The sequence below is a fragment of the Burkholderia sp. WP9 genome (genome assembly GCF_900104795.1).
Classification (GTDB): domain Bacteria; phylum Pseudomonadota; class Gammaproteobacteria; order Burkholderiales; family Burkholderiaceae; genus Paraburkholderia.
Window position 1 is genome coordinate 3,027,435 of the sequence record NZ_FNTG01000001.1, and the last position, 25,614, is coordinate 3,053,048.

21 protein-coding genes are annotated in these 25,614 nt (G+C 62.8%); 3 read left to right on the plus strand and 18 right to left on the minus strand.

Annotation, left to right across the window (positions count from 1 at the left end):
- Positions 1-46: 46 nt before the first annotated feature.
- The 16 genes from BLW71_RS13400 to BLW71_RS13475 all read right to left on the minus strand — a co-directional run bounded on the left by BLW71_RS13400 (position 47) and on the right by BLW71_RS13475 (position 19,819).
- A complete protein-coding gene (locus BLW71_RS13400; RefSeq protein WP_091796738.1) occupies positions 47-1,834 on the minus strand; it encodes an acyl-CoA dehydrogenase C-terminal domain-containing protein in 1,788 nt (595 codons plus the stop codon).
- Between the two features lie 99 nt (positions 1,835-1,933).
- A complete protein-coding gene (locus BLW71_RS13405) occupies positions 1,934-2,533 on the minus strand; it encodes a TetR/AcrR family transcriptional regulator (RefSeq protein WP_091796739.1) in 600 nt (199 codons plus the stop codon).
- 423 nt (positions 2,534-2,956) lie between these two features.
- Positions 2,957-4,525 (minus strand): tetratricopeptide repeat-containing glycosyltransferase family protein, encoded by a 1,569-nt coding sequence (locus BLW71_RS13410; protein ID WP_502686818.1) that lies wholly within the window; start codon positions 4,523-4,525, stop codon positions 2,957-2,959.
- A 284-nt stretch (positions 4,526-4,809) separates the two neighbouring features.
- Complete coding sequence (gene clsB / locus BLW71_RS13415; RefSeq protein ID WP_091796741.1) at positions 4,810-6,069, minus strand: cardiolipin synthase ClsB; 1,260 nt, start codon at positions 6,067-6,069, stop codon at positions 4,810-4,812.
- Entirely contained in the window at positions 6,066-6,569 is a 504-nt protein-coding gene (gene nudB, locus BLW71_RS13420) for a dihydroneopterin triphosphate diphosphatase (protein ID WP_091796742.1), read from the minus strand. Before nudB ends, clsB begins: the two co-directional genes overlap by 4 nt.
- A 169-nt stretch (positions 6,570-6,738) precedes the next feature.
- Complete coding sequence (aspS, locus tag BLW71_RS13425; protein WP_091796743.1) at positions 6,739-8,538, minus strand: aspartate--tRNA ligase; 1,800 nt, start codon at positions 8,536-8,538, stop codon at positions 6,739-6,741.
- A 63-nt stretch (positions 8,539-8,601) separates the two neighbouring features.
- Complete coding sequence (locus BLW71_RS13430) at positions 8,602-9,255, minus strand: DUF502 domain-containing protein (protein WP_091796744.1); 654 nt, start codon at positions 9,253-9,255, stop codon at positions 8,602-8,604.
- Positions 9,256-9,330: 75 nt separating this feature from the next.
- The gene (locus BLW71_RS13435) at positions 9,331-9,717 is read right to left on the minus strand and encodes an FmdB family zinc ribbon protein (protein ID WP_091796745.1); all 387 of its coding nucleotides are present in this window, start codon (positions 9,715-9,717) and stop codon (positions 9,331-9,333) included.
- A gap of 182 nt (positions 9,718-9,899) precedes the next feature.
- Entirely contained in the window at positions 9,900-10,523 is a 624-nt protein-coding gene (locus tag BLW71_RS13440; RefSeq protein WP_091796746.1) for a class I SAM-dependent methyltransferase, read from the minus strand.
- 23 nt (positions 10,524-10,546) lie between these two features.
- Positions 10,547-12,124, minus strand: a complete 1,578-nt coding sequence (gene ubiB / locus BLW71_RS13445; RefSeq protein WP_091796747.1) for a ubiquinone biosynthesis regulatory protein kinase UbiB — start codon at positions 12,122-12,124, stop codon at positions 10,547-10,549.
- 15 nt (positions 12,125-12,139) lie between these two features.
- Positions 12,140-12,784, minus strand: a complete 645-nt coding sequence (locus BLW71_RS13450; protein ID WP_091796748.1) for a ubiquinone biosynthesis accessory factor UbiJ — start codon at positions 12,782-12,784, stop codon at positions 12,140-12,142.
- Between the two features lie 153 nt (positions 12,785-12,937).
- Positions 12,938-13,933 (minus strand): Tim44 domain-containing protein, encoded by a 996-nt coding sequence (locus BLW71_RS13455; RefSeq protein ID WP_091796749.1) that lies wholly within the window; start codon positions 13,931-13,933, stop codon positions 12,938-12,940.
- Positions 13,934-13,971: 38 nt separating this feature from the next.
- The gene (ubiE, locus tag BLW71_RS13460; protein WP_091796750.1) at positions 13,972-14,703 is read right to left on the minus strand and encodes a bifunctional demethylmenaquinone methyltransferase/2-methoxy-6-polyprenyl-1,4-benzoquinol methylase UbiE; all 732 of its coding nucleotides are present in this window, start codon (positions 14,701-14,703) and stop codon (positions 13,972-13,974) included.
- A 66-nt stretch (positions 14,704-14,769) separates the two neighbouring features.
- Positions 14,770-15,183: a gamma-butyrobetaine hydroxylase family protein gene (locus tag BLW71_RS13465; RefSeq protein WP_091800814.1), complete on the minus strand. Its 414-nt coding sequence runs from the start codon at positions 15,181-15,183 to the stop codon at positions 14,770-14,772.
- 78 nt (positions 15,184-15,261) lie between these two features.
- On the minus strand, positions 15,262-15,690 hold the full coding sequence (locus tag BLW71_RS13470; protein WP_091796751.1) for an HIT family protein: 429 nt from the start codon (positions 15,688-15,690) through the stop codon (positions 15,262-15,264).
- A gap of 34 nt (positions 15,691-15,724) precedes the next feature.
- The gene (locus tag BLW71_RS13475) at positions 15,725-19,819 is read right to left on the minus strand and encodes a DUF3683 domain-containing protein (protein WP_091796752.1); all 4,095 of its coding nucleotides are present in this window, start codon (positions 19,817-19,819) and stop codon (positions 15,725-15,727) included.
- A 461-nt stretch (positions 19,820-20,280) separates the two neighbouring features.
- Between BLW71_RS13475 and ilvA the strand changes: the two genes are divergently transcribed.
- Genes ilvA through queF form a run of 3 tightly spaced genes read left to right on the plus strand, consistent with a single transcriptional unit; the run spans position 20,281 to position 23,593 of the window.
- Complete coding sequence (gene ilvA / locus BLW71_RS13485; RefSeq protein WP_502686827.1) at positions 20,281-21,846, plus strand: threonine ammonia-lyase, biosynthetic; 1,566 nt, start codon at positions 20,281-20,283, stop codon at positions 21,844-21,846.
- A gap of 23 nt (positions 21,847-21,869) precedes the next feature.
- Positions 21,870-22,772 (plus strand): 5'-nucleotidase, encoded by a 903-nt coding sequence (locus BLW71_RS13490; RefSeq protein WP_091796754.1) that lies wholly within the window; start codon positions 21,870-21,872, stop codon positions 22,770-22,772.
- On the plus strand, positions 22,769-23,593 hold the full coding sequence (queF, locus tag BLW71_RS13495; protein ID WP_091796755.1) for an NADPH-dependent 7-cyano-7-deazaguanine reductase QueF: 825 nt from the start codon (positions 22,769-22,771) through the stop codon (positions 23,591-23,593). Before BLW71_RS13490 ends, queF begins: the two co-directional genes overlap by 4 nt.
- 70 nt (positions 23,594-23,663) lie before the next feature.
- Here queF and BLW71_RS13500 read toward each other — a convergent pair whose 3' ends face one another.
- Entirely contained in the window at positions 23,664-24,050 is a 387-nt protein-coding gene (locus BLW71_RS13500) for a RidA family protein (RefSeq protein WP_007179354.1), read from the minus strand.
- Between the two features lie 82 nt (positions 24,051-24,132).
- Positions 24,133-25,614, minus strand: a complete 1,482-nt coding sequence (locus tag BLW71_RS13505; RefSeq protein ID WP_091796756.1) for an N-acyl-D-amino-acid deacylase family protein — start codon at positions 25,612-25,614, stop codon at positions 24,133-24,135.

The following is a 25,614-nucleotide window of genomic DNA, read 5'->3' on the forward strand; positions in this document are numbered from 1 at the left end:
GCGGCGCCTGCCTTGATGGGATTGCCTGACGCCTGAAAACAGCGACTTAGAACAGCGCTTCGTCGACTTCCATCATCGATTTCGAGCCGGCACGCGCCTGACGGATCGTCATGGCCGTTTCCGGCAGCAGCTTCGCAAAGTAGAAGCGTGCCGTGGCGAGCTTCGCCTTGTAGAACGGATCGCCCGATGCTTCCTTGTCCAGCGCGATGCGTGCCATGCGCGCCCAGAAGTACGAGAACACCAGGTGGCCGACCGTGCGCAGATACGGCACGGCGGCGGCGCCGACTTCGTCCGGGTTCTGCATGGCCTTCATGCCGATTTCCATCGTCAGCTTCTGCACCTTTTCGCCGATGTCGGCGAGCGGGTTGATGAACTCCTGCATCTCCGGCTTCACGCCTTCGGCTTCGACGAATTCGGACACCAGCTTGCCGAACTTCTTCATCTTCGCGCCCATGTCGCCGAGGATCTTGCGGCCGAGCAGGTCGAGCGCCTGAATCGCGTTGGTGCCTTCGTAAATCATGTTGATGCGCGCGTCGCGCACATACTGCTCCATGCCCCACTCGGCGATGAAGCCGTGGCCGCCGTAGATCTGCATGGCGTGGTTGGTGCTTTCGAACGCGTTGTCCGACAGGAACGCTTTCAGGATCGGCGTGAGCAGCGCGACGAGGTCGGCGGCTTCCTTGCGCACCGATTCGTCAGCGTGCGACAGTTCCTTGTCGATGTGCAGCGCGGACCAGTACGAGAAAGCGCGCGCGCCTTCGGCGTAGGCCCTTTGCGTGAGCAGCATGCGGCGCACGTCCGGATGCACGATGATCGGATCAGCCGCCTTTTCGGGCGCCTTCGGGCCGGTCAACGAACGCATCTGCAGACGCTCTTTCGCATATACCAACGAGTTCTGATAGCCTACTTCGGTCAGACCCAGGCTCTGCATGCCGACGCCCAGGCGCGCGGCGTTCATCATCACGAACATGGCGTTCAAGCCCTTGTTCGGCTCGCCGACGAGCCAACCCTTGGCGTTGTCCAGATTGATCACGCAGGTGGCGTTGCCGTGAATGCCCATCTTGTGTTCGATGGAGCCGCACTTCACGCCGTTGCGCTCGCCGGGTTCGCCGGCTTCGTTGGGCACGAACTTCGGCACGATGAAGAGCGAAATGCCCTTGGTGCCCTTGGGCGCATCCGGCAGACGCGCGAGCACCAGGTGAACGATGTTCTCCGCGAGATCGTGTTCGCCGCTGGAGATGAAAATTTTCGTGCCGCTGATCGCGTACGAGCCGTCGCTGTTCGGTTCGGCCTTGGTGCGCAGAATGCCGAGATCGGTGCCGCAATGCGGCTCGGTCAGACACATCGTGCCGGTCCACACACCGGCGACGAGCTTCGGCAGATAGCGCTGCTGCAATTCCGGCGTGCCGTGCGCATGCAGACATTCGTACGCGCCGTGCGAGAGACCCGGATACATGGTCCACGCCTGATTCGCCGAGTTCAGCATTTCATACAGCGCGTTATTGACGAACGCGGGCAGACCCTGGCCGCCGTATTCCGGATCGCAGCCCAGTGCGGGCCAGCCGGCTTCGACGTACTGCGCATAGGCTTCCTTGAAGCCCTTCGGCGTGGTCACGACGCCGTCGCCGGCGTATGTGCAGCCTTCCTGGTCGCCGCTGTGGTTGAGCGGGAACAATACTTCGGAGCAGAATTTGCCGGCTTCTTCGAGCACCGCGTTGATCGTGTCGGCATCGAGATCCGCGTGCTTCGGCATCTGCTTGATTTCAGCTTCGACGTTAAGCAGTTCGTGCAACACGAATTGCATGTCGCGCAGCGGCGCGGCGTACTGTCCCATGACTCTCTCCCAAGTTTGACAAGAAGCCAGGCCGTTAGCTGAGTCCGTGGATCGGAACTTTCTGCGCCGCTGAATCCGCCTTAGTTGGCGGCGACGCCGCTAACGGCTTTCGCTCTGATACGAAACAATCAATTTTTCCAGCGCGGCCCACGTGAGACGCACCGCATCCGGCAAGTGCAGGAAGCGCGCGTCGTGATGCAGACCGAGCGTGAAGCTGTACAGTTCGAACAGCATCAGTTGCGGATCGGTGTCGGCGCGCAGATGCCCTTCTTCCATTGCTTGCGAAATCGCGCGAGTGAGCGCCGCACGCCAGATCGTCACACTCGACACCAGTTGTTCACGCACCGGGTTATCCGCGCGGTCGTCGTATTCGACGGCGCCGCTGATATAGATGCAGCCGGTAGTGACTTCCTGAATGCGTTTCTCGATCCAGCGGGAAATCATCGCGCGCAAGCGCGGCAATCCACGAGGCTCGCGCAAACTCGGGAAGAACACCTCGTCTTCGAAACGACGGTGATATTCGCGCACGACTTCAACCTGCAAATCCTCGCGCGACCCGAAATGCGCGAACACACCGCTTTTGCTCATCTGCATGCGCTCAGCCAGCAAGCCGATCGTCAGACCTTCGAGTCCGTCGCGACTGGCCAGATCAAGTGCTGCTTCGAGAATTGCGGCTCGCGTCTGTTCGCCTTTTCGCATAGCTTTTTTACCGTTCTAATGTGACCGAAAGAAAATCGAACGGCCGTACTATTATTGAGTGCTGCCGTCCGCGAAACAAGGACTTTATTAGAAACCGGTTTCTAACCTGGTTTCAATTCTGCGGCATCCGTCAATCAGAGGAATGAGATTTTTTAGAGGCGTTTGCCTTGAGGCGGTCTTTGCCTACCGAAAGGCTCGCTTCCCGGATCAGTACAGCCGGCCGATATCATGCAGCAAGTCGGCGCGAATCCAGAAGGATTCGGCATATCACGAGTATAGGAAGGCCACGGCGACAGGGTGAATCGCAGCGCGCAACGACCGGCGATCGTTCCGTGAGACGTCGGCCCGACACAGTGTTGCCGCTGCTTCGGCTGCCGGCTCAGGGTCGCTCGCCAGGACCATACGGGAAGGGAATGCACCGCATCAGGACGCGTTGTCTTGCCGTGGGAAAGTCTGGATAAGAGCGACGGCAACCCGCGCCAGCACGTCATGCCAATCGGCGCGCCTCGTCTGCGTGAAAAGACGCAATCCGGGATACCACGGGCTGTCGTCCCGGCCATACAGCCAGCGCCAGCAACCCGCGAAACGGTTGAGCAGCCAGACCGGCTTGCCCATTGCCGCGGCGAGATGGGCGACCGAGGTATCGACCGAAATCACCAGATCGAGGTTGTCGATCAGCGCCGCGGTGTCCGCGAAGTCGTCGATTTCATCGGTCCAGTCGATCAAGTGCGCCCGTGCGGCGGCGTTGGGAAGCTTGGCGGGATCGTCGGTCTTTTGCAGACTGATCCAGCGCACGTGAGGCATCGCCAGCAAGGGTGCGATTTGCGCGGCAGCGAGGCTGCGCAAACGGTCCACGGCAATGCCGGAATGACCGCCCGCCCACACGACGCCAACGCGCGGCAGCTGCGGGGCCGGCAGCGCTTCGAGCCGCGCGCGCCAGGCGGCGGCGAGCCGGGCGTCGGCATGGAGGTAGGGCAGCGCGGCCGGGATTGTCGCCACTTGCGTGGCGAACGCCATTGGCAGCGACATCATCGGAATATGGCGGTCCCACTGCGCCAGATCGACGGGCACAGCGTCGAGCAACACGAGGCCCGGCCAGCGTGAACACAATGACCGTTCATAGAGGCGCCGTAAGGCCGGCGGGCACACATAGCCGACCCGGGCAAAGTGCGCAAGCGCCAGCGGCAGGTAGCGCACGAACTGCAAGCTGTCGCCCAAGCCTTGCTCGTGAAGCACGAGAAGGCATTGCGCCGATGCGCCCGCCGCTTGCGCGCCCTGGATGTGAGAGACGCTCTCGCCCGACCAGCGCGGCAGCGGCACCTCCACCGGCGCGGGCGCGGGGCGGCCATCGGGCAGCTTGAAACTGACCCAGCGATCCTCGAAATACGGCCACGCTTCGTCGTAGCGGCCGGTCGCAAGCAAAGCCATAGCAAGGTTATTACGCGCGACGAGGTTGGCGGGCGCCAGTTCGATCGCGCGCCGGTAGTGACGCTCGGCTTCGTCCATTGCGCCGAGGTCCGCGCAAACGCGACCCAAATTGTTATGCGCCGCCGAGTTGTCCGGCTCGAGTTCGAGCGTGCGCCGATAGCCCACCGCGGCGTCCTCGATATGACCGAGATGTTGCAGCGTCAACGCCAAGTTGTAGTGGAACGCGGCAAAGTCAGGCTGGATCGCGAGTCCCTGCCGAATAGTCTGCACCGCACCGGCGAAATCTCCCAGGTTCAGCCGAATCGCGTAGAGCGTGTTGAACAGGATCGGCTCCGGCCGAATCCGGATCGCGCGTTCGAGCCAGCGCAGCGCGTCGTGCGCCTCGCCGGACGCCAGCGCGAGCAGGCCTCGCAAGTGAATGGCGCCGACATGCTCCGCGTCCTCGGCGAGGATCCGCTCGACGAGTGTCTGCACCACATCGTGGCGGCCTGTTTGATAGGCGTGCACGGCCTCGTCATGGAGACTCGAAAGGTCGACTGCCTGCGATGAAGGGAAAGTGGACATGTTTGGCGAATGCGTATCCGGATGCGTAAGCATTACGCCGCCGATCCGGTTGCCGTGAGCGCGCAGTCGAAACGGCAGCGAGGCTTGACGAGCGGGGGAGTTGAGTGGCGCGTGCAATTCGCCGGGTCGCCCGATCGATAAGGAGCGCAGATTATGTTTGCCAGAGAGGCGGCCCGTCTCTAGGACCGTTCCGAAACGTGGCATGCCGTGCGTCGATGCATGGCAAGAAGGCTCAAGCATTGCACTTGAGCCTGCCGAGCGTGGCTCAGCGCGTTGCCACGCAGTCAGTCATATCCGCCGACCGTGAGCAGCTTCATCACCGCGCGGTAGGTCGTGTAGGCGAGCCAGTTGAGCACGCGCTCACTGGCCGGGCGGGCGTCGTAGCGCGCCTCGTCGATGCGGCGCGAGTCCTTGAAGGCGACGAGGATCGCCTCGCGCAGCGCGTCGATCGACGGGTCGTTCACCAGCACGACATTGGCTTCGTTGTTGAGCATCAGGCTCAGCGCATCGAGGTTCGACGAGCCGACCGTCCCCCAGTTCGAATCCACCACCGCGACCTTGCCGTGCAGCAGCGTTTTCTCATACTCCGCGATCTGCACGCCGGCCTTGAGCAACGAGCGATACAGAAACGGCACCGCATAATCGAGCGCCTTGAATTCCTTGCGCCCGATAATGAGCTTCACCTCCACGCCGCGGCGCGCCGCGTACACCAGCGCGCGCCGAAGCTTGCGCCCCGGCATGAAGTACGGATTGGCGAGCAGCACTTCATTGCGCGCCTGCCCGATCGCCGCCAGATAGGCCTTCTCGATGGCGCGCCGATTGATCAGGTTGTCGCGCGCGACGAACGCCACGCAAGGCTGACCGCCCGCCCACAACTCCTCGTTACGACGGCGGCGGCGACGGCGCAGACTGCCGAGCGAAGCCGTGGTGTTCGGCCCGAGATCCGGCGCCATGGACTCGAGCGGCCGATGCCCGAGGCGAATCCGGCGCCACTGCACCTCGAACGCCTGGCGGATATCGCCGACCACCGGCCCGTGCAATTCGACAGCGAAGTCCCAGCGCCGATACGGCAGCTTCTCGCCGTTGTTCTCGTAGTCGTCGACGATGTTGATCCCGCCGCAGTAGGCGAACTGATCGTCGATCACCGCGAGTTTGCGATGCGTGCGCGAGAAGCCGAAGCGGCCGAAAAGATGCGGGTTGTAAATGCGATGGTCGATGCCGGCGTCGGGCCACTCGTTGAACATCGGCAAGCGCGCGGTGCCGATGCCGTCGGTGATCACGCGCACTTTGACGCCGCGCTCGGCGGCACGCTTTAGCGCCGCGCTGACCGCCTGCCCGGCGTTGTCGTAGCAGAAGATATACGTTTCGAGCACCACGTCGCTCTGCGCGGCATCGACACGCGCGATCAGTGCGCTGAAGAACTCTTCGCCGGAGCGCAGCAGCTTGACGTCGTTACCGCTGGTGAACCGGTAGCGTTGCCAATAGCGGCGGCCGAGCAGCGCTTGCCGCAGTCGGGCGAAACGGCGCGCGCCGCCGACGCTCATCGGCCACGCTCCGTGGGATGCCCAGCGACAGCACGCGCACCGAGCCGCTTAGGCAACTGCAGGATCGCATCCGCATTCGACGAGGAAAAACAGCGCGATGCCGCCTCGTCATAGGGCAGCCACAGAAATGCGGTGTGCTCGCGTGGCGCCAGCGTGACTTCGAGTTGCTCGGGCACCTGCAGGCTGAACCAGTGTTCGGTGTTGTGGATCACGCCTTCGGCGTAGCGATGCCGAAACTCCGGGTAAATCTCGTATTCGATCGAATACTGCCAGTCGAACAACGCGCTCTGCGGCACGCGCTCGCTGCCCACCACAATGCCGGTCTCTTCGGCGACTTCGCGCGCCGCCGTCTCGACGAGCGGTTCATCGAGTTGATCTTTGGAGCCCGTGACCGACTGCCAGAAACCGGCGTGATCGGCGCGCTCGATCAACAATACGTCGAGCGCGGGTGTATGAATGATGACGAGTACGGATTGCGGAATCTTCGGCGGTTTCGGCATGGCGTAAAAACTGGGAGCAACGCTTGCGCGGTACAGGTCGGAGAGTGGTTCGACGAGCGGTCGAACACAGTTGCATCGACTGTAACGCAAAAAACGGAAAAGGCGCATGAGCGCCTTTTCCGGTTGCTTCTGCTGTCGTTTTCAGACAGCACTGACTGCCTTCAGTCCATTACGCCTTCGGTTCCGGCTGACGCAGACGGATGTGCAACTCGCGCAGCTGGCGCTCGTCCACTTCGCTCGGCGCCTGCGTGAGCAGACACTGCGCGCGTTGCGTCTTCGGGAACGCGATCACGTCGCGGATCGAATCGGCGCCGGCCATCATCGTGACGATGCGGTCCAGACCGAATGCGATACCACCGTGCGGCGGCGCGCCGTATTGCAGCGCGTCGAGCAGGAAGCCGAACTTGGCTTGCGCTTCTTCCGCGTTGATCTTCAGCGCACGGAACACCTTGCTCTGCACTTCTTCACGGTGAATACGCACCGAACCGCCGCCGATTTCCCAGCCGTTCAGCACCATGTCGTAGGCCTTGGCGAGGCAGCGCGCCGGATCCGTTTCCAGATACTCGAGGTGCTCGTCTTTCGGGCTCGTGAAAGGGTGATGCGCGGCCACGTAACGGTTGTCTTCCTCGTCGTATTCGAACATCGGGAAGTCAACCACCCACAGCGGCTTCCAGCCGGTCTCGACCAGGCCGTTCGCCTTGCCGAATTCCGAATGACCGATCTTCAGACGCAGTGCGCCGAGGCTGTCGTTCACCACTTTCGCGCGATCCGCCGCGAAGAAAATGATGTCGCCGTCTTGCGCGCCGGTGCGCTCGATGATCGCCTTGACCGCTTCGTCGTGCAGGTTCTTGACGATCGGGCTTTGCAGACCGTCACGGCCCTTCGCGACTTCGTTGACCTTGATCCACGCCAGACCCTTCGCGCCGTAGATGCGCACGAATTCCGTGTAGCTGTCGATATCGCCACGCGAGAGTTCGCCGCCCTTCGGCACGCGAATGGCCGCGACGCGGCCGTCTTTCGTGTTGGCCGGCACGCTGAACACCTTGAAGTCGACGTCGCGGACCGCATCCGTGAGGTCCGTGAATTCGAGCTTCACGCGCAGGTCCGGCTTGTCCGAACCGAAGCGGCGCATGGCTTCCGAATACAGCATGACCGGGAATTTTTCGTCCAGCGCGACGCCGATCGTTTCCTTGAACACATGACGGATCATGTCTTCGAACAGATCGCGAATTTCCTGTTCCGACAGGAACGAGGTTTCGCAGTCGATCTGCGTGAATTCCGGCTGACGGTCGGCGCGCAGGTCTTCGTCGCGGAAGCACTTGACGATCTGGTAGTAACGATCGAAGTTCGCCACCATCAGCAGCTGCTTGAACAGCTGCGGCGATTGCGGCAGCGCGAAGAACTGGCCCGGGTTCGTACGCGACGGCACGAGGTAGTCGCGCGCTCCTTCCGGCGTGCTCTTGGTGAGCATCGGCGTTTCGATGTCGATGAAGCCCAGCGAGTCGAGATACTTGCGCGCCTCGATCGCGACGCGGTAACGCAGACGCAGGTTGTGCTGCATCTGCGGACGGCGCAGGTCCAGCACGCGGTGCGTAAGACGCGTGGTTTCCGACAGGTTGTCGTCGTCGAGCTGGAACGGCGGCGTGATCGACGGGTTCAGCACGATCAGCTCGTGGCACAGCACTTCGATCTTGCCGCTCTTCAGCGCAGCGTTCGTAGTGCCTTCCGGACGAGCGCGAACCACGCCCTTGATCTGCAGGCAGAACTCGTTGCGCACGCCTTCGGCCGCCTTGAACATCTCTGCGCGGTCGGGGTCGCACACGACCTGAACGAGGCCTTCGCGATCGCGCAGGTCGATGAAGATGACGCCGCCATGGTCGCGGCGGCGGCTCACCCAGCCGCACAGCGAGACGGATTGGCCCAGCAGTTCTTCGGTCACCAGACCGCAGTATTCAGATCTCATCGACATGATGTTTGTCTTTCGTTTTGCATTGGTTGAACGGCGCGTGGCATTAAAACGCTACGTGCCGCGTTACAGCGGAGGCTCGACTGTCGTGCGGCGCACCGGCGCCGGAGGCGCGGACGGCGCCACGACGCCCATCGAGACGATGTACTTGAGCGCAGCGTCGACCGTCATGTCGAGCTCGATCACTTCACTCTTGGGCACCATCAGGAAGAAGCCGGACGTGGGGTTCGGCGTAGTCGGCACATACACGCTGACGTGATCTTCTTTCAGGTGGTTGAGCACGTCGCCGCCCGGGATACCGGTCAGAAACGCGATCGTATAGGAGCCGCGGCGCGGGTACTCGATCAGCAGCGCCTTGCGAAACGCGTTGCCGCTGCTCGACAACAGGGTGTCGGACACCTGCTTGACGCTGGTGTAGATCGGGCCGACCACCGGAATGTGGGCGACCACGACTTCCCACCACTTCACGAGCTTCTGCCCAATGAAGTTCTGCGTCAACAGCCCAACGACAAAGATGAATGCCAGCGTGAGCACCGCCCCGAGGCCGGGCAGGCGGAAGCCGAACAGGCGCTCCGGCTGCCACGCGCGCGGCAGCAGCAGCAGGGTCTGGTCCATCGTGCCGATGATCAGACCGAGCACCCACAGTGTGATGGCCAGAGGCACCAGCACCAGCAGGCCAGTCAGGAACACCGATTTGAGCGTCGTTTTTTTCGTCGTCATGTGTACCGCCAGAAAGCCGCGCGGGCCGAAACCCAACGCGCGGCGTGTGCACCGCCCCGCAGGGCGGCAGTCCCACTAGGCGCTGCCGGAACCGCTCGAACTCGCCGAAGCGGCCGGTGCGGCAGCAGGCGCGGACGGCGTTGCGGCCGCGCTCGATGAACCGGCCGAAGCCGTGTCGGTTTGCGCTGCGGCGCCATTATTGGCGACCGCATTTTCGCCGGTGGCGCCATTCGAGGCGCCATTGGCGTCGGGCTTGGCAGGCGCGCTCGTGCCGCCATTGCCGCCGCGAAAATCAGTCACGTACCAGCCGGAGCCCTTCAACTGAAAGCCGGCAGCAGTGACCTGCTTGCGAAAAGTGTCTTTCCCGCACTCGGGACATTGCGTCAACTGGGGGTCGCTCATCTTCTGAAGCACATCCTTCCCGAAGCCGCATGATTCGCAACGATAAGCGTAGATCGGCATGATCCTTTTCCCTACTGAAATCTTGTAAACGCTTGCAAAGCCTTGAATTATAGCCGCAAACGATGCCCCTCCCCCGGATTTTGGGGTCGAGCGCCCGACGTAGGCGCCGCCCAGTCAAGTGGGGGCAGCCGCGGTCGAATCAAGTGCGGCCCGCGCCGCCGGGGAGCGTCGCAGCTACGCCCTCAAGCGCGGCGGCGCCAGGTTAGCCAGCGCTCACGTCCCGCGAAGACGGCAATCGAATCGTGCACGGCTTCGTCTTCGATCAGGTCGAAGTATGGTGCGAGCAGCGCGTCGAGTTCCGCGCGCTCGATGCCGAACGGCGGCCCTTTGGGCGTCGCGCCGAGGAAAAAGAATCCCGCGAGCAACGCGCCGTGAGGCAGCAGCTCCGCCATTCGGCGTGCGTAGTCAATGCGGCGCGCCAGTGGCAGCGCGCAGAGAAACGCGCGCTCGTAAATCCACGCGGGCGTAAACGGCGGCTCATACGCGAAGAAGTCCGCCTGCTCCACCAGTTGCGCGTGCTGCGCGCCCAGCTGCTCGTGCGCCGCTGCGACGGCGGCCGGCGAAAAGTCGATGGCCCGCACCGGGTTGCCCTGCCCGGCCAGCCAAAGCGCTTCGTATGCACTGCCGCAACCCGGAATCAGCACGGCGGCGCCGCTATGGCGAGCGGCGAACGCCTGAAACGCGGACGGCACGCCCGCCTGATCCCACGGCATGAAACGGCGCTCGAATCGCTCGTCCCAGAAAGCGGGCGAGTTGGGATCGCGCGTTTCGAAGTCGGGCGCGGAAGGCTGGGTCGGGTCGCTCATCAAGTACCTCGTTGAGAATGCAATCAACCGCCGTAGGCGAACGCAAGAAATACCCGCGCCAGCGCCGCGCCGACGCCGACCGCCACGCCAAACAGCAGCAAACCTTGCAACAAACGGTTGGTGCGTTTCTGCTCGAGAAGAATCTGGCGAATCATTTCGTCGTTTGCACCGCGCGCGTGGTCGTGGCGCTCGGCCAGCACGTGATGAATCAGGCGCGGCAGCTGCGGCAGCGTCTTGCTCCACTGCGGCGCCTCGATCTTCAGGCGCTCGTACCAGCCGCGCAGCCCGATCTGTTCGTTCATCCAGCGTTCGAGGTAGGGCTTGGCGGTCTTCCACAGATCCAGTTCAGGATCGAGCGAACGGCCGAGACCTTCCACGTTCAGCATGGTTTTTTGCAGCAGCACGAGTTGCGGCTGGATTTCGACATTGAAGCGGCGCGAGGTCGAGAACAGCCGCATCAGGACCTGGCCCAGCGAGATATCCTTCAACGCGCGGTCGAAGTACGGTTCGCAGACCGCGCGGATCGCGCTCTCGAGTTCCTCGACGCGGGTAGTGGGCGGCACCCAGCCCGACTCCAGATGCAGCGTGGCGACGCGATGGTAGTCACGCTTGAAGAACGCGAGAAAGTTCTGCGCGAGGTAGTTCTTATCGAAGTCCGACAGCGCGCCGATGATGCCGAAGTCGAGCGCGATATAGCGGCCGAAGTGCTTCGGATCGAGACTCACCTGAATGTTGCCCGGGTGCATGTCGGCATGGAAAAAGCCGTCGCGGAACACCTGGGTAAAGAAAATCTCGACGCCTTCGCGCGCCAGCTTCGGAATATCCACGCCGGCGGCGCGCAGCGTTTCCACCTGGCTGATCGGCACGCCGACCATGCGCTCCATGACCAGCACCGTGGGCGTGCAGAACTCCCAGTACATCTCCGGCACCAGCAGCAGATCGAGCCCGGCGAAGTTGCGCCGCAACTGGCTGCCGTTGGCCGCCTCGCGCATCAGGTCAAGCTCGTCGTGCAGATATTTGTCGAATTCGGCGACAACTTCGCGCGGCTTCAGACGCTTGCCGTCGGCCCACAGGCGCTCGGCCCATACGGCGATGTCGCGCAGCAACGCGAGGTCGGAATCGATCACCGGCAGCATGTTCGGGCGCAGCACCTTCACGGCGACAGCCTTGCCCGCGTGCTGGCCGGCCTTCACTGTGGCGAAGTGCACCTGCGCGATCGAGGCGCTCGCCACCGGCACTCGCTCGAAGTCGTCGAACAGCACGTCGACGGGTGCGCCGAGCGACTTTTCGACCAGTCCGATCGCCACCGCCGAATCGAACGGCGGCACCTGATCCTGCAGCTTGGCCAGTTCGTTGGCGATATCCACCGGCAATAGATCGCGCCGGGTGGACAGCACCTGCCCGAACTTGACGAAGATCGGCCCGAGGCTTTCCAGCGCAAGCCGCAGACGCACGCCCGGCGGGGCGTCGAACTTGCGGCCGATGGTCGTGATACGCAGCAACAGACGCACGCGCCGGTCATTGACGCGGCTGAGCATCATCTCATCGAGACCGAAGCGGATGACCGTGAAAAAAATCTTGAGGAAACGCAGAAAACGCATAGTTGTGCCCGGTGACTAGCGCGTGCCGCGCGACGTGGCGGCGCCGCTCGGCGCAAGAGCGCCGCGGGCTTCGACCTTCTGTTCAAGACGCTCGATGCGTTTTTCCACGCGCGCGAGTGCGTCGCGTGCGCGGGCCAGTTCGACGTTGAAGTCCTCGAGCGCGGCGCGGCGCACCAGTTGCGGATTCTCGTCGAGCAGATATTCGGCGGCGGTGTCGAGCAGGTTGCGCCCGGTGCGCTGCACATGTTCGCCGACCGTGCGCACAACTGACGCCACCCGCCACGCCGGGCCGTCGCCGATGAATTTCGCCAGATCCTCTTCCGGCTCCCAGCGCAGATGTTCGGCGAGCTTGGCGATCACGGTGGCGAATTCGGCGTCGCCTTCGATCTTGACGTGCTTCATCACCGCCGCCTGGCCGCCTTGCACGAAGGCGGGCAGCGCGTCGGAAGGCACCGAGATGGTCACGTCGAACTGTTGCGCCTCGGTAGCGGCGACGGCGCTCAGATAGCCGTCCGGTTGCACCAGCAGCATCAGCACGACCGGCGGACAGGACAGCTTCGCGGTCTTGCCCGCGTAGGGGGCGAGGCGCTCACGAGCCCACGATTCGCGGGCGAGCAGATGATTGACAGCAGCAGCGAATGGCTTGGCGGCGAGGGTCATTGAAAGTGGCAAGAAAAAACCCGCGCGAGCGAGGTGCCCGCGCGGGTTCCTATTGTAACGTCCGTTCGCTTCGCGGCTCGCTATGCCGAACGGCCAACGCGAGGAGCCCGGTCAGGAGGTGTGGTCCTGCCGCGGCCCCGGTGCGCGGTTGTCTCAGTGCTGCGCCACCTGCTGGATGCCGGCCAGCAGCCAGCCTTCGCCGGGGCGGTTCGCCTTGGACAGGTTCCAGACTTCGACGAACGGCTCTGCCGCCGCGCCCGGCGCTTCGCGGATCAGGCCCGAGAAGCGCACGCTAGCGAAGTATTCGTTGGCGCGCTCTTCCACGCCCAACAGCTCGGCGTTCAGTTGCACCACGTCGGTCTGATTCGTCTCGGCACCGCGCGAAGACAGATCGACCTTCACCTCGGCGAACATTTCCGGCGTGGTGAATTCGCGGATGTCTTCCGTGTTGCCGACGTCCCAAGCGGCTTGCAGGCGCACGAAATAGACCTTCGCGTTACGCAGAAACGCTTCCGAATCGAAGCCGGCCGGCACGACCGGCGCGGCGTTGATGGTCGGCGTGTTCAGCGGATTGCCTTGCGGTTCGAGATACGAGCCGGTAGGCGGGGCGTTATAACGCGGTTCCTGCGGTGAGTAGCCCGTGCCGCTCGAATTGAACGACGGCGAGCTGCCCGCGTAAGCCGGTTGCGCCGCGTCGCGCTTGCGGCCCATGAAGCGGCGAATCAGCCAGATACCGATCATCGCGATGATCGCAATCACGATGATGTTGGCCATGGCGCCGGCAAACGCGCCGCCCAGACCGAAGTGCGACAGCAAAGCGGCGATGCCCAGACCGGCCGCCAGACCGGCGATCGGTCCCAGCCAGCGCGAACGGTTAGGCTGCGCGGCCGGCGTCGGCGCGGGCGCCGGTGCGGGCTGCGCGCGCTGCTGCATGGCCTGATTGCTTTGGGAAGGTTGCGACGGAGCGGATTGCTGCGTCACGCTATTCGACTGACGGCCGATACTGCGGCCACCGCCCATGCGGCGAGCTTCCGCATCGAGCGAAGCGAGGGAGCCGGCCATGATCAGGCCGACCATCGCGATCAGTCCGATTCTTCTCACCAGCGACCGCTTAACCTTACGGGGAGATAACGCACCTGAATCGGACATTTTCGTACTTTCCTTTAAAAATCGATGGGTTAGGAACCCTAGTATTTGGTCCCCACATGTAAAGCTACCACGCCAGCTGACAAATTGTAATATTTGACGCCGTCCAGGCCCGCTTGTTCCATCATTGTTTTCAAAGTTTCCTGGTCCGGATGCATCCGGATCGATTCCGCGAGGTATTGATAGCTCTCCGCATCTTTCGCAAAGCGTTGGCCCAACCACGGCAACACCTTAAAAGAATAGACGTCGTAGACCTTTTTGAGCGGATCCCACACCTTCGAAAATTCCAGCACCAGCAAACGCCCGGCCGGCTTCAGCACGCGCCGCATTTCCGCCAGCGCGACGTCCTTATGCGTCATGTTGCGCAGACCGAAAGCCACCGTCACGACGTCGAAGTAGTTGTCCGGAAAGGGAATTTTCTCGGCGTCGCACAGCAGCGCAGGGGTGATCACGCCCTTGTCCAGCAGGCGGTCGCGGCCCACCCGCAGCATCGATTCATTGATGTCGGTATGCCAGACTTCGCCGGTTTCGCCGGCCTGCTTCGCGAACGCCTTCGACAGGTCGCCCGTGCCGCCCGCGATATCGAGAACCTTGTAGCCCGGCCGCACGTTGGCCTGGGCGATCGTGAACATCTTCCACGCCCGGTGCAACCCGCCCGACATCAGGTCGTTCATCAAGTCGTAGTTGGCGGCAACCGAGTGGAACACGCCCGCCACCTTCTGCGCCTTGTCCTGTTCGTCGACCGATTGAAAGCCGAAGTGGGTTTTGCTCATCGCGCTTGTCCTTTCGCGTATTCTGAAATGTTGCGCCGCATCAGTGCGGCGATGGTGCGAATCGTATCAGTGACAGTGCCCGTGCGCAGCGCCGGCCTGGACCATGGGCGTATCGCGATCGACGCCCGCCGCCTGCAGTTTGGCGAGATACGCGCCCCAGAGTTCATCCTGGCGCACCGCCATGTCGTACAACAGGTCCCAGGAATAGATGCCGGTGGCGTGGCCGTCGGAGAATGTCGGCTGCAGCGCGTAGTTGCCGACGCCTTCGATCATCGTAATGGTCACTTCGCGCTTGCCGGTCTGCAGCGTTTCCTGGCCGGGCCCGTGGCCCATCACTTCCGCCGACGGCGAATACACGCGCAACAGTTCGAACGGCAGGCGATACGATTCGCCGTTTGCGTACTGCAATTCGAGTACGCGCGATTTGGAATGGACGACGACGCCGGTCGGCACCGGAGTATCGGGAGTCAATCCGCTCATGTTGACCTCATAGAGAACGCCGCCGCGACTTTTCTTGCCCTTCAGGAGCCTCGCGCGACGCAACAGGTTCAGGGGCGCTCAACCAAGAGCCTGTTCGATTTCCTGCCGCACCGCTTCACGCAGCAAGGTAGCTTGCGCGCGACGCGACGACAGCATGGCTTCGGACACCGTGCGCTGGCGCGGCGCCCAGATGGGCAGTGGAAAATGCGCGTCGTTCGAAAAACGCGGGATCACATGCCAGTGCACGTGCGGCACCTGGTTGCCGAGGCTCGCCAGGTTGACCTTCGCCGGCTGAAGGATGCGCCGGATCGCGCGCTCGACCGCATACACGGCCTTCATCACGCGATCACGGTCGTTTCCGTCGAGGTCGGAAAACTCGGCCACGTGCGCGTTCCAGATCACCCGGCAAAAGCCCGGGTAATCGTGTTCGTCGGCGAGGACGACACGCAAGGTGTCGTCGTGCCACAGCACATCGCCGCCATCTTCACGGCAAAAAACGCAATCCATCGTCGTCCTCAGGCAAAAATCGTCAGTCGTGCCATTAAACCAGCACGCGCTCGATTCCGCCATTGTTCGCCCGTTGCACGTAGTCGACCATCCAGTCTTCACCGAGCACGTGACGTGCCATCTCGACGACGATGTAATCCGCCTCGATGCCCGCGTCTTCGTTGTACCGCGACAGGCCTTGCAGGCAGGACGGGCAGCTCGTGAGAATCTTCACGTCGGTGGCGCCCTTCGGCTGCGGACCGTCGCCGGCCTTCAGCACGGAGCCGTCCGGCGCGCCCGCCGAACCGGCCGACGCATTGGCCGGATTGATCCCGTTCGCGCCGGCTTCGGCCACCAAAGGAATGCCGCGCAGCTTCGCCGCGCCCTTGCGGATCTCCTCTTCCTTGCGGAAGCGGACCTGCGTCGAAATGTCAGGACGCGTGACCGCGAGCGTGCCGGACTCGCCGCAGCAGCGATCGTTCTTCTCGATCTTGTAGCCGTCTTTCTCCGAGCCCATCAGCTGATTGACGAGCTTGACCGGGTCCATCGTCTTGATCGGCGTGTGGCACGGGTCGTGATACATGTAGCGAACGCCGTTCACGCCGTCGAGCTTCATGCCTTTCTCCAGCAGAAACTCGTGGATGTCGATAATCCGGCAGCCCGGGAAGATCTTCTCGAATTCGTAGCCGGCTAGCTGGTCGTAGCACGTGCCGCACGACACCACCACCGTCTTGATGTCGAGGTAGTTCAGCGTATTGGCGACGCGGTGGAACAGCACGCGGTTGTCCGTGACGATCTGCTCGGCCTTGTCGAACTGGCCCGACCCGCGTTGCGGATAGCCGCAGCACAGATAGCCTGGCGGCAGCACGGTTTGCACGCCCGCTTCCCACAGCATGGCCTGAGTGGCGAGACCCACTTGCGAGAACAGCCGCTCGGAGCCGCAGCCCGGGAAGTAGAACACCGCTTCCGTGTCGGCGGTGGTCGTCTTCGGATTGCGGATGATCGGGACGATCTTGTTGTCCTCGATATCGAGCAACGCGCGCGCGGTCTTCTTCGGCAGGTTGCCCGGCATCTTCTTGTTCATGAAGTGGATCACCTGCTGCGTGACCGGCGGCTTGCCGACCGTTGCCGGCGGGTGCGCCGTCTGCTTCTTCGCGAACTTCTTCAGCACTTCGTTGCCGAGGCGCTGCGCCTTGTAGCCGACGCCCATCATCGCGGTGCGCGCGAGGTTGATGGTCTGCGGGTTGGTCGCGTTGAGGAAGAACATGCCGGCCGCGTTGCCCGGATTGAACTTCTTCTTGCCCATCTTGCGCAGCAGGTTGCGCATGTTCATGGTGACGTCGCCGAAGTCGATCTTCACCGGGCACGGCGTCACGCATTTATGACAGACGGTGCAATGATCCGCGACGTCGTTGAACTCGTCCCAGTGCTTGATCGACACGCCGCGGCGGGTCTGCTCTTCGTACAGGAACGCCTCCACCAGCAGCGAGGTGGCGAGAATCTTGTTGCGCGGGCTGTACAGCAGGTTGGCGCGCGGCACGTGGGTCGCGCACACCGGCTTGCACTTGCCGCAACGCAAACAGTCCTTGATCGACTCGGAAATCGCGCCGATGTCAGACTGCTGCATGATCAGCGATTCATAGCCCATCAGGCCGAACGACGGCGTGTAGGCGTTGCGCAGGTCGGCGCCTTCGAGCAGCTTGCCCGCGTTGAAACGGCCATGCGGATCGACGCGCTGCTTGTACTGGCGGAACTCGCTGATCTCGTCTTCCGTCAGGAATTCGAGCTTGGTGATGCCGATGCCGTGCTCGCCGGAAATCACGCCGTCGAGCGAACGCGCCAGCTTCATGATGCGCGCGACTGCCGTGTGGGCGTCCTGCAGCATCTCGTAGTTGTCGGAGTTGACCGGCAGGTTCGTGTGAACGTTGCCGTCGCCCGCGTGCATGTGCAACGCGACGAACACGCGGCCGCGCAGCACCTGCTTGTGGATCGCCTGAGCTTCCTCGAGGATCGGCTTGAACTCGCCGCCGTTGAAGATCTGCCGCAACTCGGCGCGAATTTCCTGCTTCCACGACACGCGGATCGTACGGTCCTGCGTGACATGGAACACGGTGGCATCGGGCTGCGCGTCCGCACGGTCGGCGAACTTCTCCGCCAGCGCTTCGTAACCGAGACCGACCAGATAGTGCTGCGCTTCACGAAGCGACAGATCGAGCTTGTCGCGCAGGAATTCCCAACGCGTGCGCACGCGCTTGAGCAGATCGAGAGCCTGCTGCACGCGGTCTTCGAGCAGTTCGGCGCTCGGGATTTCGTTGGCGTCGTCGCTCTTGCCGAGCGGCAGCTTGCCGGCCTGGAAGAACGCTTCGAGCGCGTCGACCAGTTGCAGCTTGTTCTTGATCGACAGCTCGATGTTGATGCGTTCGATGCCGTCCGTGTACTCGCCCATGCGGTCGAGCGGAATCACCACGTCTTCGTTGATCTTGAACGCGTTGGTGTGCTTGGCGATTGCCGCCGTGCGGCTGCGGTCGAGCCAGAAACGCTTGCGCGCCTCGGCATTGACCGCAACGAAGCCTTCGCCGCTCTTGCCGTTGGCCATGCGCACGACTTCCGAGGTGGCTTGCGCGACCGCATCCGCATCGTCGCCGACGATGTCGCCGATCAGCACCATCTTCGGAAACGCGTTGCGCTTGCTCTTGGTCGCGTAGCCGACCGCGCGCAGATAGCGCTCGTCCAGATGCTCGAGGCCCGCGAGAATCGCGCCGCCCTGCTTCGACGTCTCGAACAGATAATCCTTGATTTCGACGATGCTCGGAATCGCATCGCGCGCCTGACCGAAGAATTCGAGGCAGACGGTGCGCGTATGCGCGGGCATCTTGTGCAGCACCCAGCGCGCGGACGTGATCAGCCCGTCGCAGCCTTCTTTCTGCACGCCCGGCAGACCGGCGAGGAATTTGTCCGTAACGTCCTTGCCGAGACCTTCCTTACGGAACACGCGGCCCTTGATGTCGAGCGCTTCCGTGCGCAGCAGCTTTTCGCCCGGCGCGTAATTGCCGTCGAACCATTTGAGCTCGAAACGCGCGACTTCGATGTCGTGAATCTTGCCCATGTTGTGGTCGAGGCGCGTGACTTCGAGCCAATTCCCTTCCGGGTCGACCATGCGCCACCAGGCGAGGTTGTCGAGCGCCGTGCCCCACAGCACCGCCTTTTTGCCGCCCGCATTCATCGCGACGTTGCCGCCCACGCAGGATGCATCCAGCGAGGTCGGATCGACGGCGAACACGAAGCCGGCCTGCTCGGCCGCCTCGGTCACGCGGCGCGTGACCACGCCCGCGCCGGAGAAAATCGTCGCGACTTTACGATCGACGCCTGGCAATTCGGTCATTTCGACCGCGCCCAGCTGTTCGAGCTTTTCGGTATTGATGACGGCGGAGAACGGCGTGAGCGGCACCGCGCCGCCGGTATAGCCCGTGCCGCCTCCGCGCGGAATCACGGTCAGGCCGAGTTCGAAACACGCCTTGATCATGCCGGCGATCTCGGCTTCAGTATCCGGCGTGAGCACCACGAACGGATATTCGACGCGCCAGTCGGTCGCGTCGGTCACGTGCGAGACGCGGGACAGTCCGTCGAACTTGATGTTGTCCTTTTCCGTGACCTTGCCCAGCACCTTGGTCGCGCGCTTGCGCAGATCGTAGGTCTTCTGGAATTCGCTAGCGAATTCGTCGACGGCGCGGCGCGCGGCCTGAACCAGCGTTTCGACGCGCGCGGCGCGATCCACGCCCGCTTCATCGCCGTGTTCGGTCAGATCGGCGCGGCGGCGCTTCTCGATCTCACTCAAACGGTGATGCAGCGCCTCGATCAGCATCGCGCGGCGCTTTGGGTTGTCGAGCAGGTCGTCCTGCAGATACGGATTGCGGCGCACCACCCAGATGTCGCCGAGCACTTCGTACAGCATCCGCGCCGAACGGCCGGTGCGGCGTTCCGCGCGCAGTTCGGCAAGCGCGGCCCAGGCGGCGTCACCTAGCAGGCGGATAACGATTTCACGGTCGGAGAACGACGTGTAGTTATAGGGAATTTCGCGCAGACGCGCTTCGGGATCGGCGGCCACCGCAGCGGCGGCCCCGTGCGGATCGAAAACTTGAGGTGCGTTCATGTTTGGACGACTCGGTGGGTCAACCCGGCGCGCTCATTGGTGAGGCGCCGGCTGACGGTGCGCGTGGCGCGCAATGCTGGAAATTTTCTAGGGGAGCGAAGCACGACCGACGGTCAACCCACACCGGTCGCTTCGTGGCGCTCAGATACAGCTACACGATCGTGCGTGGCGGACGAGACGCTCCGCCGCGGGGCAAGACTCACGCGGGGCGGGCATCAAGTGGGCGATCCGAGGCTGCCAGTGCATCTTCCGATCCTTATTCCAAAATGGAATTCTACCGCATGATCCCACCACGCGTTGACGGGTGAAATCAGATCTGCGCCGGGGCTTTGAGCAATTTCGCGGTAAATCGCTCGACGAAACCGCAACACCCGATTGACCGACCGAACGGTCGGGCGAAACTTCACGGCGCCGCTTCGGTGCATCAGCCGGAAGCCTGAGCGTACACCGTTGGCGCTATCATTGACCCTTTCCCGTCTCGCAAAGCGCACCGCGCCACCCGCATGGCCTCCCACGACTACCTGAAAAAAACCCTCACCGCGCGCGTCTACGACGTGGCCCGCGAGACCGAACTCGAACGCGCACCGAACCTGTCGGCACGGCTGCGCAATCCGGTCTACCTGAAGCGCGAGGACAACCAGCCGGTGTTCTCGTTCAAGGTGCGCGGCGCGTACAACAAGATGGCGCACATTCCTTCCGAGGCGTTGGAACGTGGCGTGATTACCGCGTCGGCGGGCAATCATGCGCAGGGTGTCGCGCTGTCGGCGGCGCGCATGGGCGTGAAGGCGATCATCGTGGTGCCGGTCACCACGCCGCAGGTGAAGGTCGATGCGGTGCGTTCGCACGGCGGCCCGACCGTCGAAGTCGTGCAGTTTGGCGAATCGTATAGCGATGCGTATGGACACGCGGTGAAGCTGCAGGAAGAGCGCGGCCTGACCTTCGTGCATCCGTTCGACGATCCGTATGTGATCGCCGGGCAAGGCACCGTCGCCATGGAGATTCTCAGTCAGCATCAGGGTCCGATTCACGCGATCTTCGTGCCGATCGGCGGCGGTGGGCTCGCCGCGGGCGTGGCTGCGTACGTGAAATCGGTGCGCCCGGAAATCAAGGTAATCGGCGTGCAGACCGATGATTCATGCGCAATGGCCGCGTCGCTGAAAGCCGGTGAGCGGGTTACGCTGAACGAAGTGGGTCTGTTCTCGGACGGCACGGCGGTGAAGCTGGTCGGCGAAGAAACCTTCCGTCTGTGCAGCGAATATCTCGACGACGTGCTGCTCGTGAACACAGATGCGCTATGTGCCGCGATCAAGGATGTCTTCCAGGATACCCGCAGCGTGCTGGAGCCCGCGGGTTCTTTGGCCGTAGCCGGTGCCAAGCAGTATGCGGAGCGCGAAGGCATCGAAAACCAGACGCTGATCGCGATCACGTCCGGTGCGAACATGAACTTCGACCGCATGCGCTTCGTGGCCGAACGCGCCGAAGTGGGTGAAGCGCGCGAAGCCGTGTTTGCCGTGACGATCCCCGAAGAGCGCGGCAGTTTCCGGCGTTTCTGCGAACTGGTGGGCACGCGCAGCGTCACCGAGTTCAACTATCGCATTGCGGATGCGAACTCCGCCCATATCTTCGTGGGCGTGCAGATCAGGAATCGCAGCGAATCGGCTCAGATCGCGGGTGCGTTCGAAGCGCACGGCTTCGCCACAGTGGACCTCACGTTCGACGAACTCTCCAAGCAACACATCCGCTATATGGTGGGCGGCCGCTCGCCGTTGGCACATGACGAACGCCTGTTCCGCTTCGAGTTTCCCGAGCGTCCGGGCGCGCTGATGAAATTCCTTTCGTCGATGGCGCCGAACTGGAATATCAGCCTGTTCCACTACCGCAACCAGGGCGCGGACTACAGCTCGATTCTGGTCGGCATCCAGGTGCCGGTGAGCGAGAACGAGGCCTTTGATCGCTTTCTCGCCACGCTCGGCTATCCGAACTGGGAAGAGACGCAGAACCCGGTGTATCGCTTATTCCTCGCCTGATCTTTTAGGACTGAAACGCGCAGATGGCTCTTTCGCTTGTCGACAAACTGGTGGTGGCAATCTCGTCGCGCGCGCTGTTCGACTTCGAGGAAGAGAACCGCGTGTACGAGGAAGGCGATCTGCAAGCCTATGAAGCATTGCAGCGCGATCGCCTTGCCGTGCCCGCCAAACCGGGCGTGGCGTTTCCGCTGATCCGCAAACTGCTGGCGTTGAATGCGGGCGGACATCGCGTCGAAGTGGTGATCCTCTCGCGCAGCGATCCGATCAGCGGATTGCGGGCGTTCCATTCGTGCCGGGAATACGGGCTCGCCATCGAACGCGGCGTGTTTACTCGCGGACGCGCGCCGTTTGGCTATCTGAAGCCGTTGAACGCGTCGCTGTTTCTGTCGGCGAATCAGGAGGACGTGCGCGACGCGCTCGCCGCTGGATTTCCCGCCGCGCGCGTCTTGCCGGAATCGGCGAAAATGGCGAGCAAGTATCCCGACGAAATCCGCATTGCCTTCGACGGCGACGCCGTCCTGTTTTCCGACGAAGCCGAGCGCGTGTTCCAGAAAGACGGTTTGCGCGCGTTCGTCGGCCACGAGATTCACAACAAGGATCTGCCGCTCGCGGACGGCCCGCTGAAGCCGTTGCTCGAAGCGCTGCACCGGCTGCAAAAACTCGCGGATGAAGCCGCGCCCATGCATATTCGTACGGCATTGGTGACGGCGCGCTCGGCGCCCGCGCACGAGCGCGCGATCCGCACTTTAATGGCGTGGAACATTGAAATCGACGAAGCGATGTTCCTCGGCGGCCTCGACAAGAGCGCATTTCTGCGCGAGTTCGAGCCGGACTTTTTCTTCGACGACCAAATTGGCCACTGCGAATCGGCCCGCGTCGTGACGGCGACGGGGCACGTGCTGAGTGGCATCGTGAACGCATCATGACACCCGAACAATCACCGCTGGGTAAGGCCTCCACTTACACCGAACAATACGACGCTTCGCTGCTGTTTCCGATCGCGCGCAAAAATGCGCGCGAGGCGATCGGCATCGGCGCGCAGTTGCCGTTCTTCGGCACGGACATCTGGAATGCGTATGAGTTGTCCTGGCTGAACGCGCGCGGCAAGCCGCAAATCGCGGTGGCGACTTTCTACGTGCCGGCGGACTCGCCGAATATCGTCGAGTCGAAGTCGTTCAAGCTCTATCTCGGCTCATTCGCGCAGACTGCGTTCGAATCGATGGACGCAGTGCGCGACACGATCAAGCGCGACGTGTCCGCTTCGTGCGGCGCGACCGTCTCCGTTCATCTGGCCGCGCCCTATGAGTTCGGCAAATTGCAGATGGAAGAATTCGAAGGCTTGTCGCTCGACCGGCTGGATCTGGATACCGATATCTATCAGCCGGACGCATCGTTGCTGAAAGCGGCGCTGCATGAAGCGCCGGTCGAAGAAACGCTGTTCTCCAACTTGCTGAAGTCGAATTGCCCGGTGACGGGCCAGCCCGATTGGGGCAGCGTGCAGATTCATTATGTAGGCCCGCAGATCGATCACGCGGGCTTGCTGCGCTACATCATCTCGTACCGCAATCACACGGGGTTTCATGAACAGTGTGTCGAGAAAATTTTTCTCGATGTGCTGAAAGCCTGCAAGCCGGTGAAGCTCGCAGTGTACGCACGTTATACGCGGCGCGGCGGACTGGACATCAATCCGTTCCGCACGAATTACAACTTGCCGATGCCGGACAATATGCGTCTGGCCCGACAGTAAAAAAGCAGTTTGTTCGCCGCGGCGAGTTGATGCGAAGCCGCGGCGAGCCCGTTTGGCCGAATGTTCAGGCTTATGCCGTGGGCTTCTTATAAGCCACGCAGTCCACTTCGACGCGGCAATCGATCACCATCGAAGAAACCACGCAGGCGCGCGCTGGCGGGTTCTCGCCGAAATACTCGCGGAACACCTTGTTGAACGACGCGAAGTCGCGCGGATCATCCAGCCACACGCCGCAGCGGACCACATGCTCCGCGCCATAGCCGGCTTCCTTCAGAATCGCGAACACGTTCTGGATCGCCTTATGCGATTGTTCGACGATGCCGCCGTTGATCACTTCGCCGTTTTCCATCGGCGTCTGGCCGGACACGAACAGCCAGCCGTCGGCTTCGACCGCGCGTGCAAACGGCATATGCTGACCGCCCGTTCCCTTCCCGCCTTCAACACCATATCGCTTCATCATCACACTCCTTAAAAAGTCCGGCACGCATGCGGCAGAATCGCCGAGCGCGCCGCAATCAATCACTCAATCGAGCAAAAATTCAGAACGCGCCGTGCGCGTCACCCTTCGACGCCGCGCCGCGCGCCACGAAGTGACCGGCGCGCTCGCCCGTCACTTCGCCGTCGCGGTACGACAGCACGCCGTTCACCCACACCGCGTCGATGCCGTCGGCGGCCTGTTGCGGTTTTTCGAACGTCGCCGCGTCGCGCACCTTGGCCGGGTCGAATAGCACCAGATCGGCGTGATAGCCGATATGCACCTCGCCGCGCTGCGCCAGACCAAAGCGCCGCGCCGACAAGCTGGTCATCTTGCGCACCGCCTCTTCGAGCGGCAGCAAACCGGCGTCGCGCGCATAGTGGCCGAGCACGCGCGGAAACGCGCCCCACAAGCGCGGATGCGGTAGTGGATCGTTCGGCAGGCCGTCCGAGCCGACCATGGTGGCGGGATGCGAAAGGATGCGCCGCACGTCGTCTTCGGACATGTTGTGGTACACCGCGCCCGCCGGCTGTAAACGTTTGCCCGCTTCCTGCTGCGTAACGCCCCACTCCGCCGCAACCTCCTTGATCAGCTTGCCCGCCATCTCCGGATGCGGCTCGGACCACGTAATCGTGATGTCGATGTCGCCCGTCACCTGCTTCAGATCGAGCGTTGACGAACTGCGGTTGTACGGATAGCAATCGCAACCGATCGGCTGCAACCGGCTCGCGCTTTCCAGCGACTTCAGCACTTCGACGCTACGCCCCCAGTTCGACGGACCCGCGCACTTCAAATGCGAAATCACCACCGGAACATGCGCGTGACGGCCCACGCGATACGCTTCGTCCATCGCTTCGAGAATCGCGTCGAACTCGGTGCGCATGTGCGTGGTGTACAGCGCGCCGGCCGCAGCGAGCGGCTCGGCCAACGCCATGACTTCTTCGGTCGGCGCGGCGAACGCCGAACCGTATGCGAGCCCCGAACTCAGACCCAGCGCACCATTCGCCAGTGCTTCTTCGAGTTGCGCGCGCATACCCTCGATTTCCTGCTCGGTCGCCGCGCGATCGAGCCGGTCCATCTGGTTGCTGCGCAACGCCGTATGTCCGATCAGCGCGCCGACGTTCACCGCCGGCCGCGCCGCATTCACCGCTGCGACATACGCGGCGAAGGTCGGATACTGGAACGCGTCGCGCTCGCCAAGCAGGTTCATCGGATCGGGCGGATCGCCCTTCAGCGCGACCGGCGACGCGCTGATACCGCAATTGCCGACGATCACCGTGGTCACGCCTTGCGTAATCTTCGGCAGCATTTGCGGCGAACGGATCACATGCGTGTCGTCGTGCGTGTGAACGTCGATGAAACCCGGCGCCAGCGCGCGGCCTTCGGCCTCGATCACTTCTTCGGCGAGCCAGTTCGACAGATTGCCGATCGCGACGATGCGGCCGTCGCGAACCGCGACATCGCGCTCGACTGGCGGCGCGCCCGTGCCGTCGTACAGTTGCGCGCCGACGATCAGCGTATCGGCGGCTTCGGGATGCGAATGCAT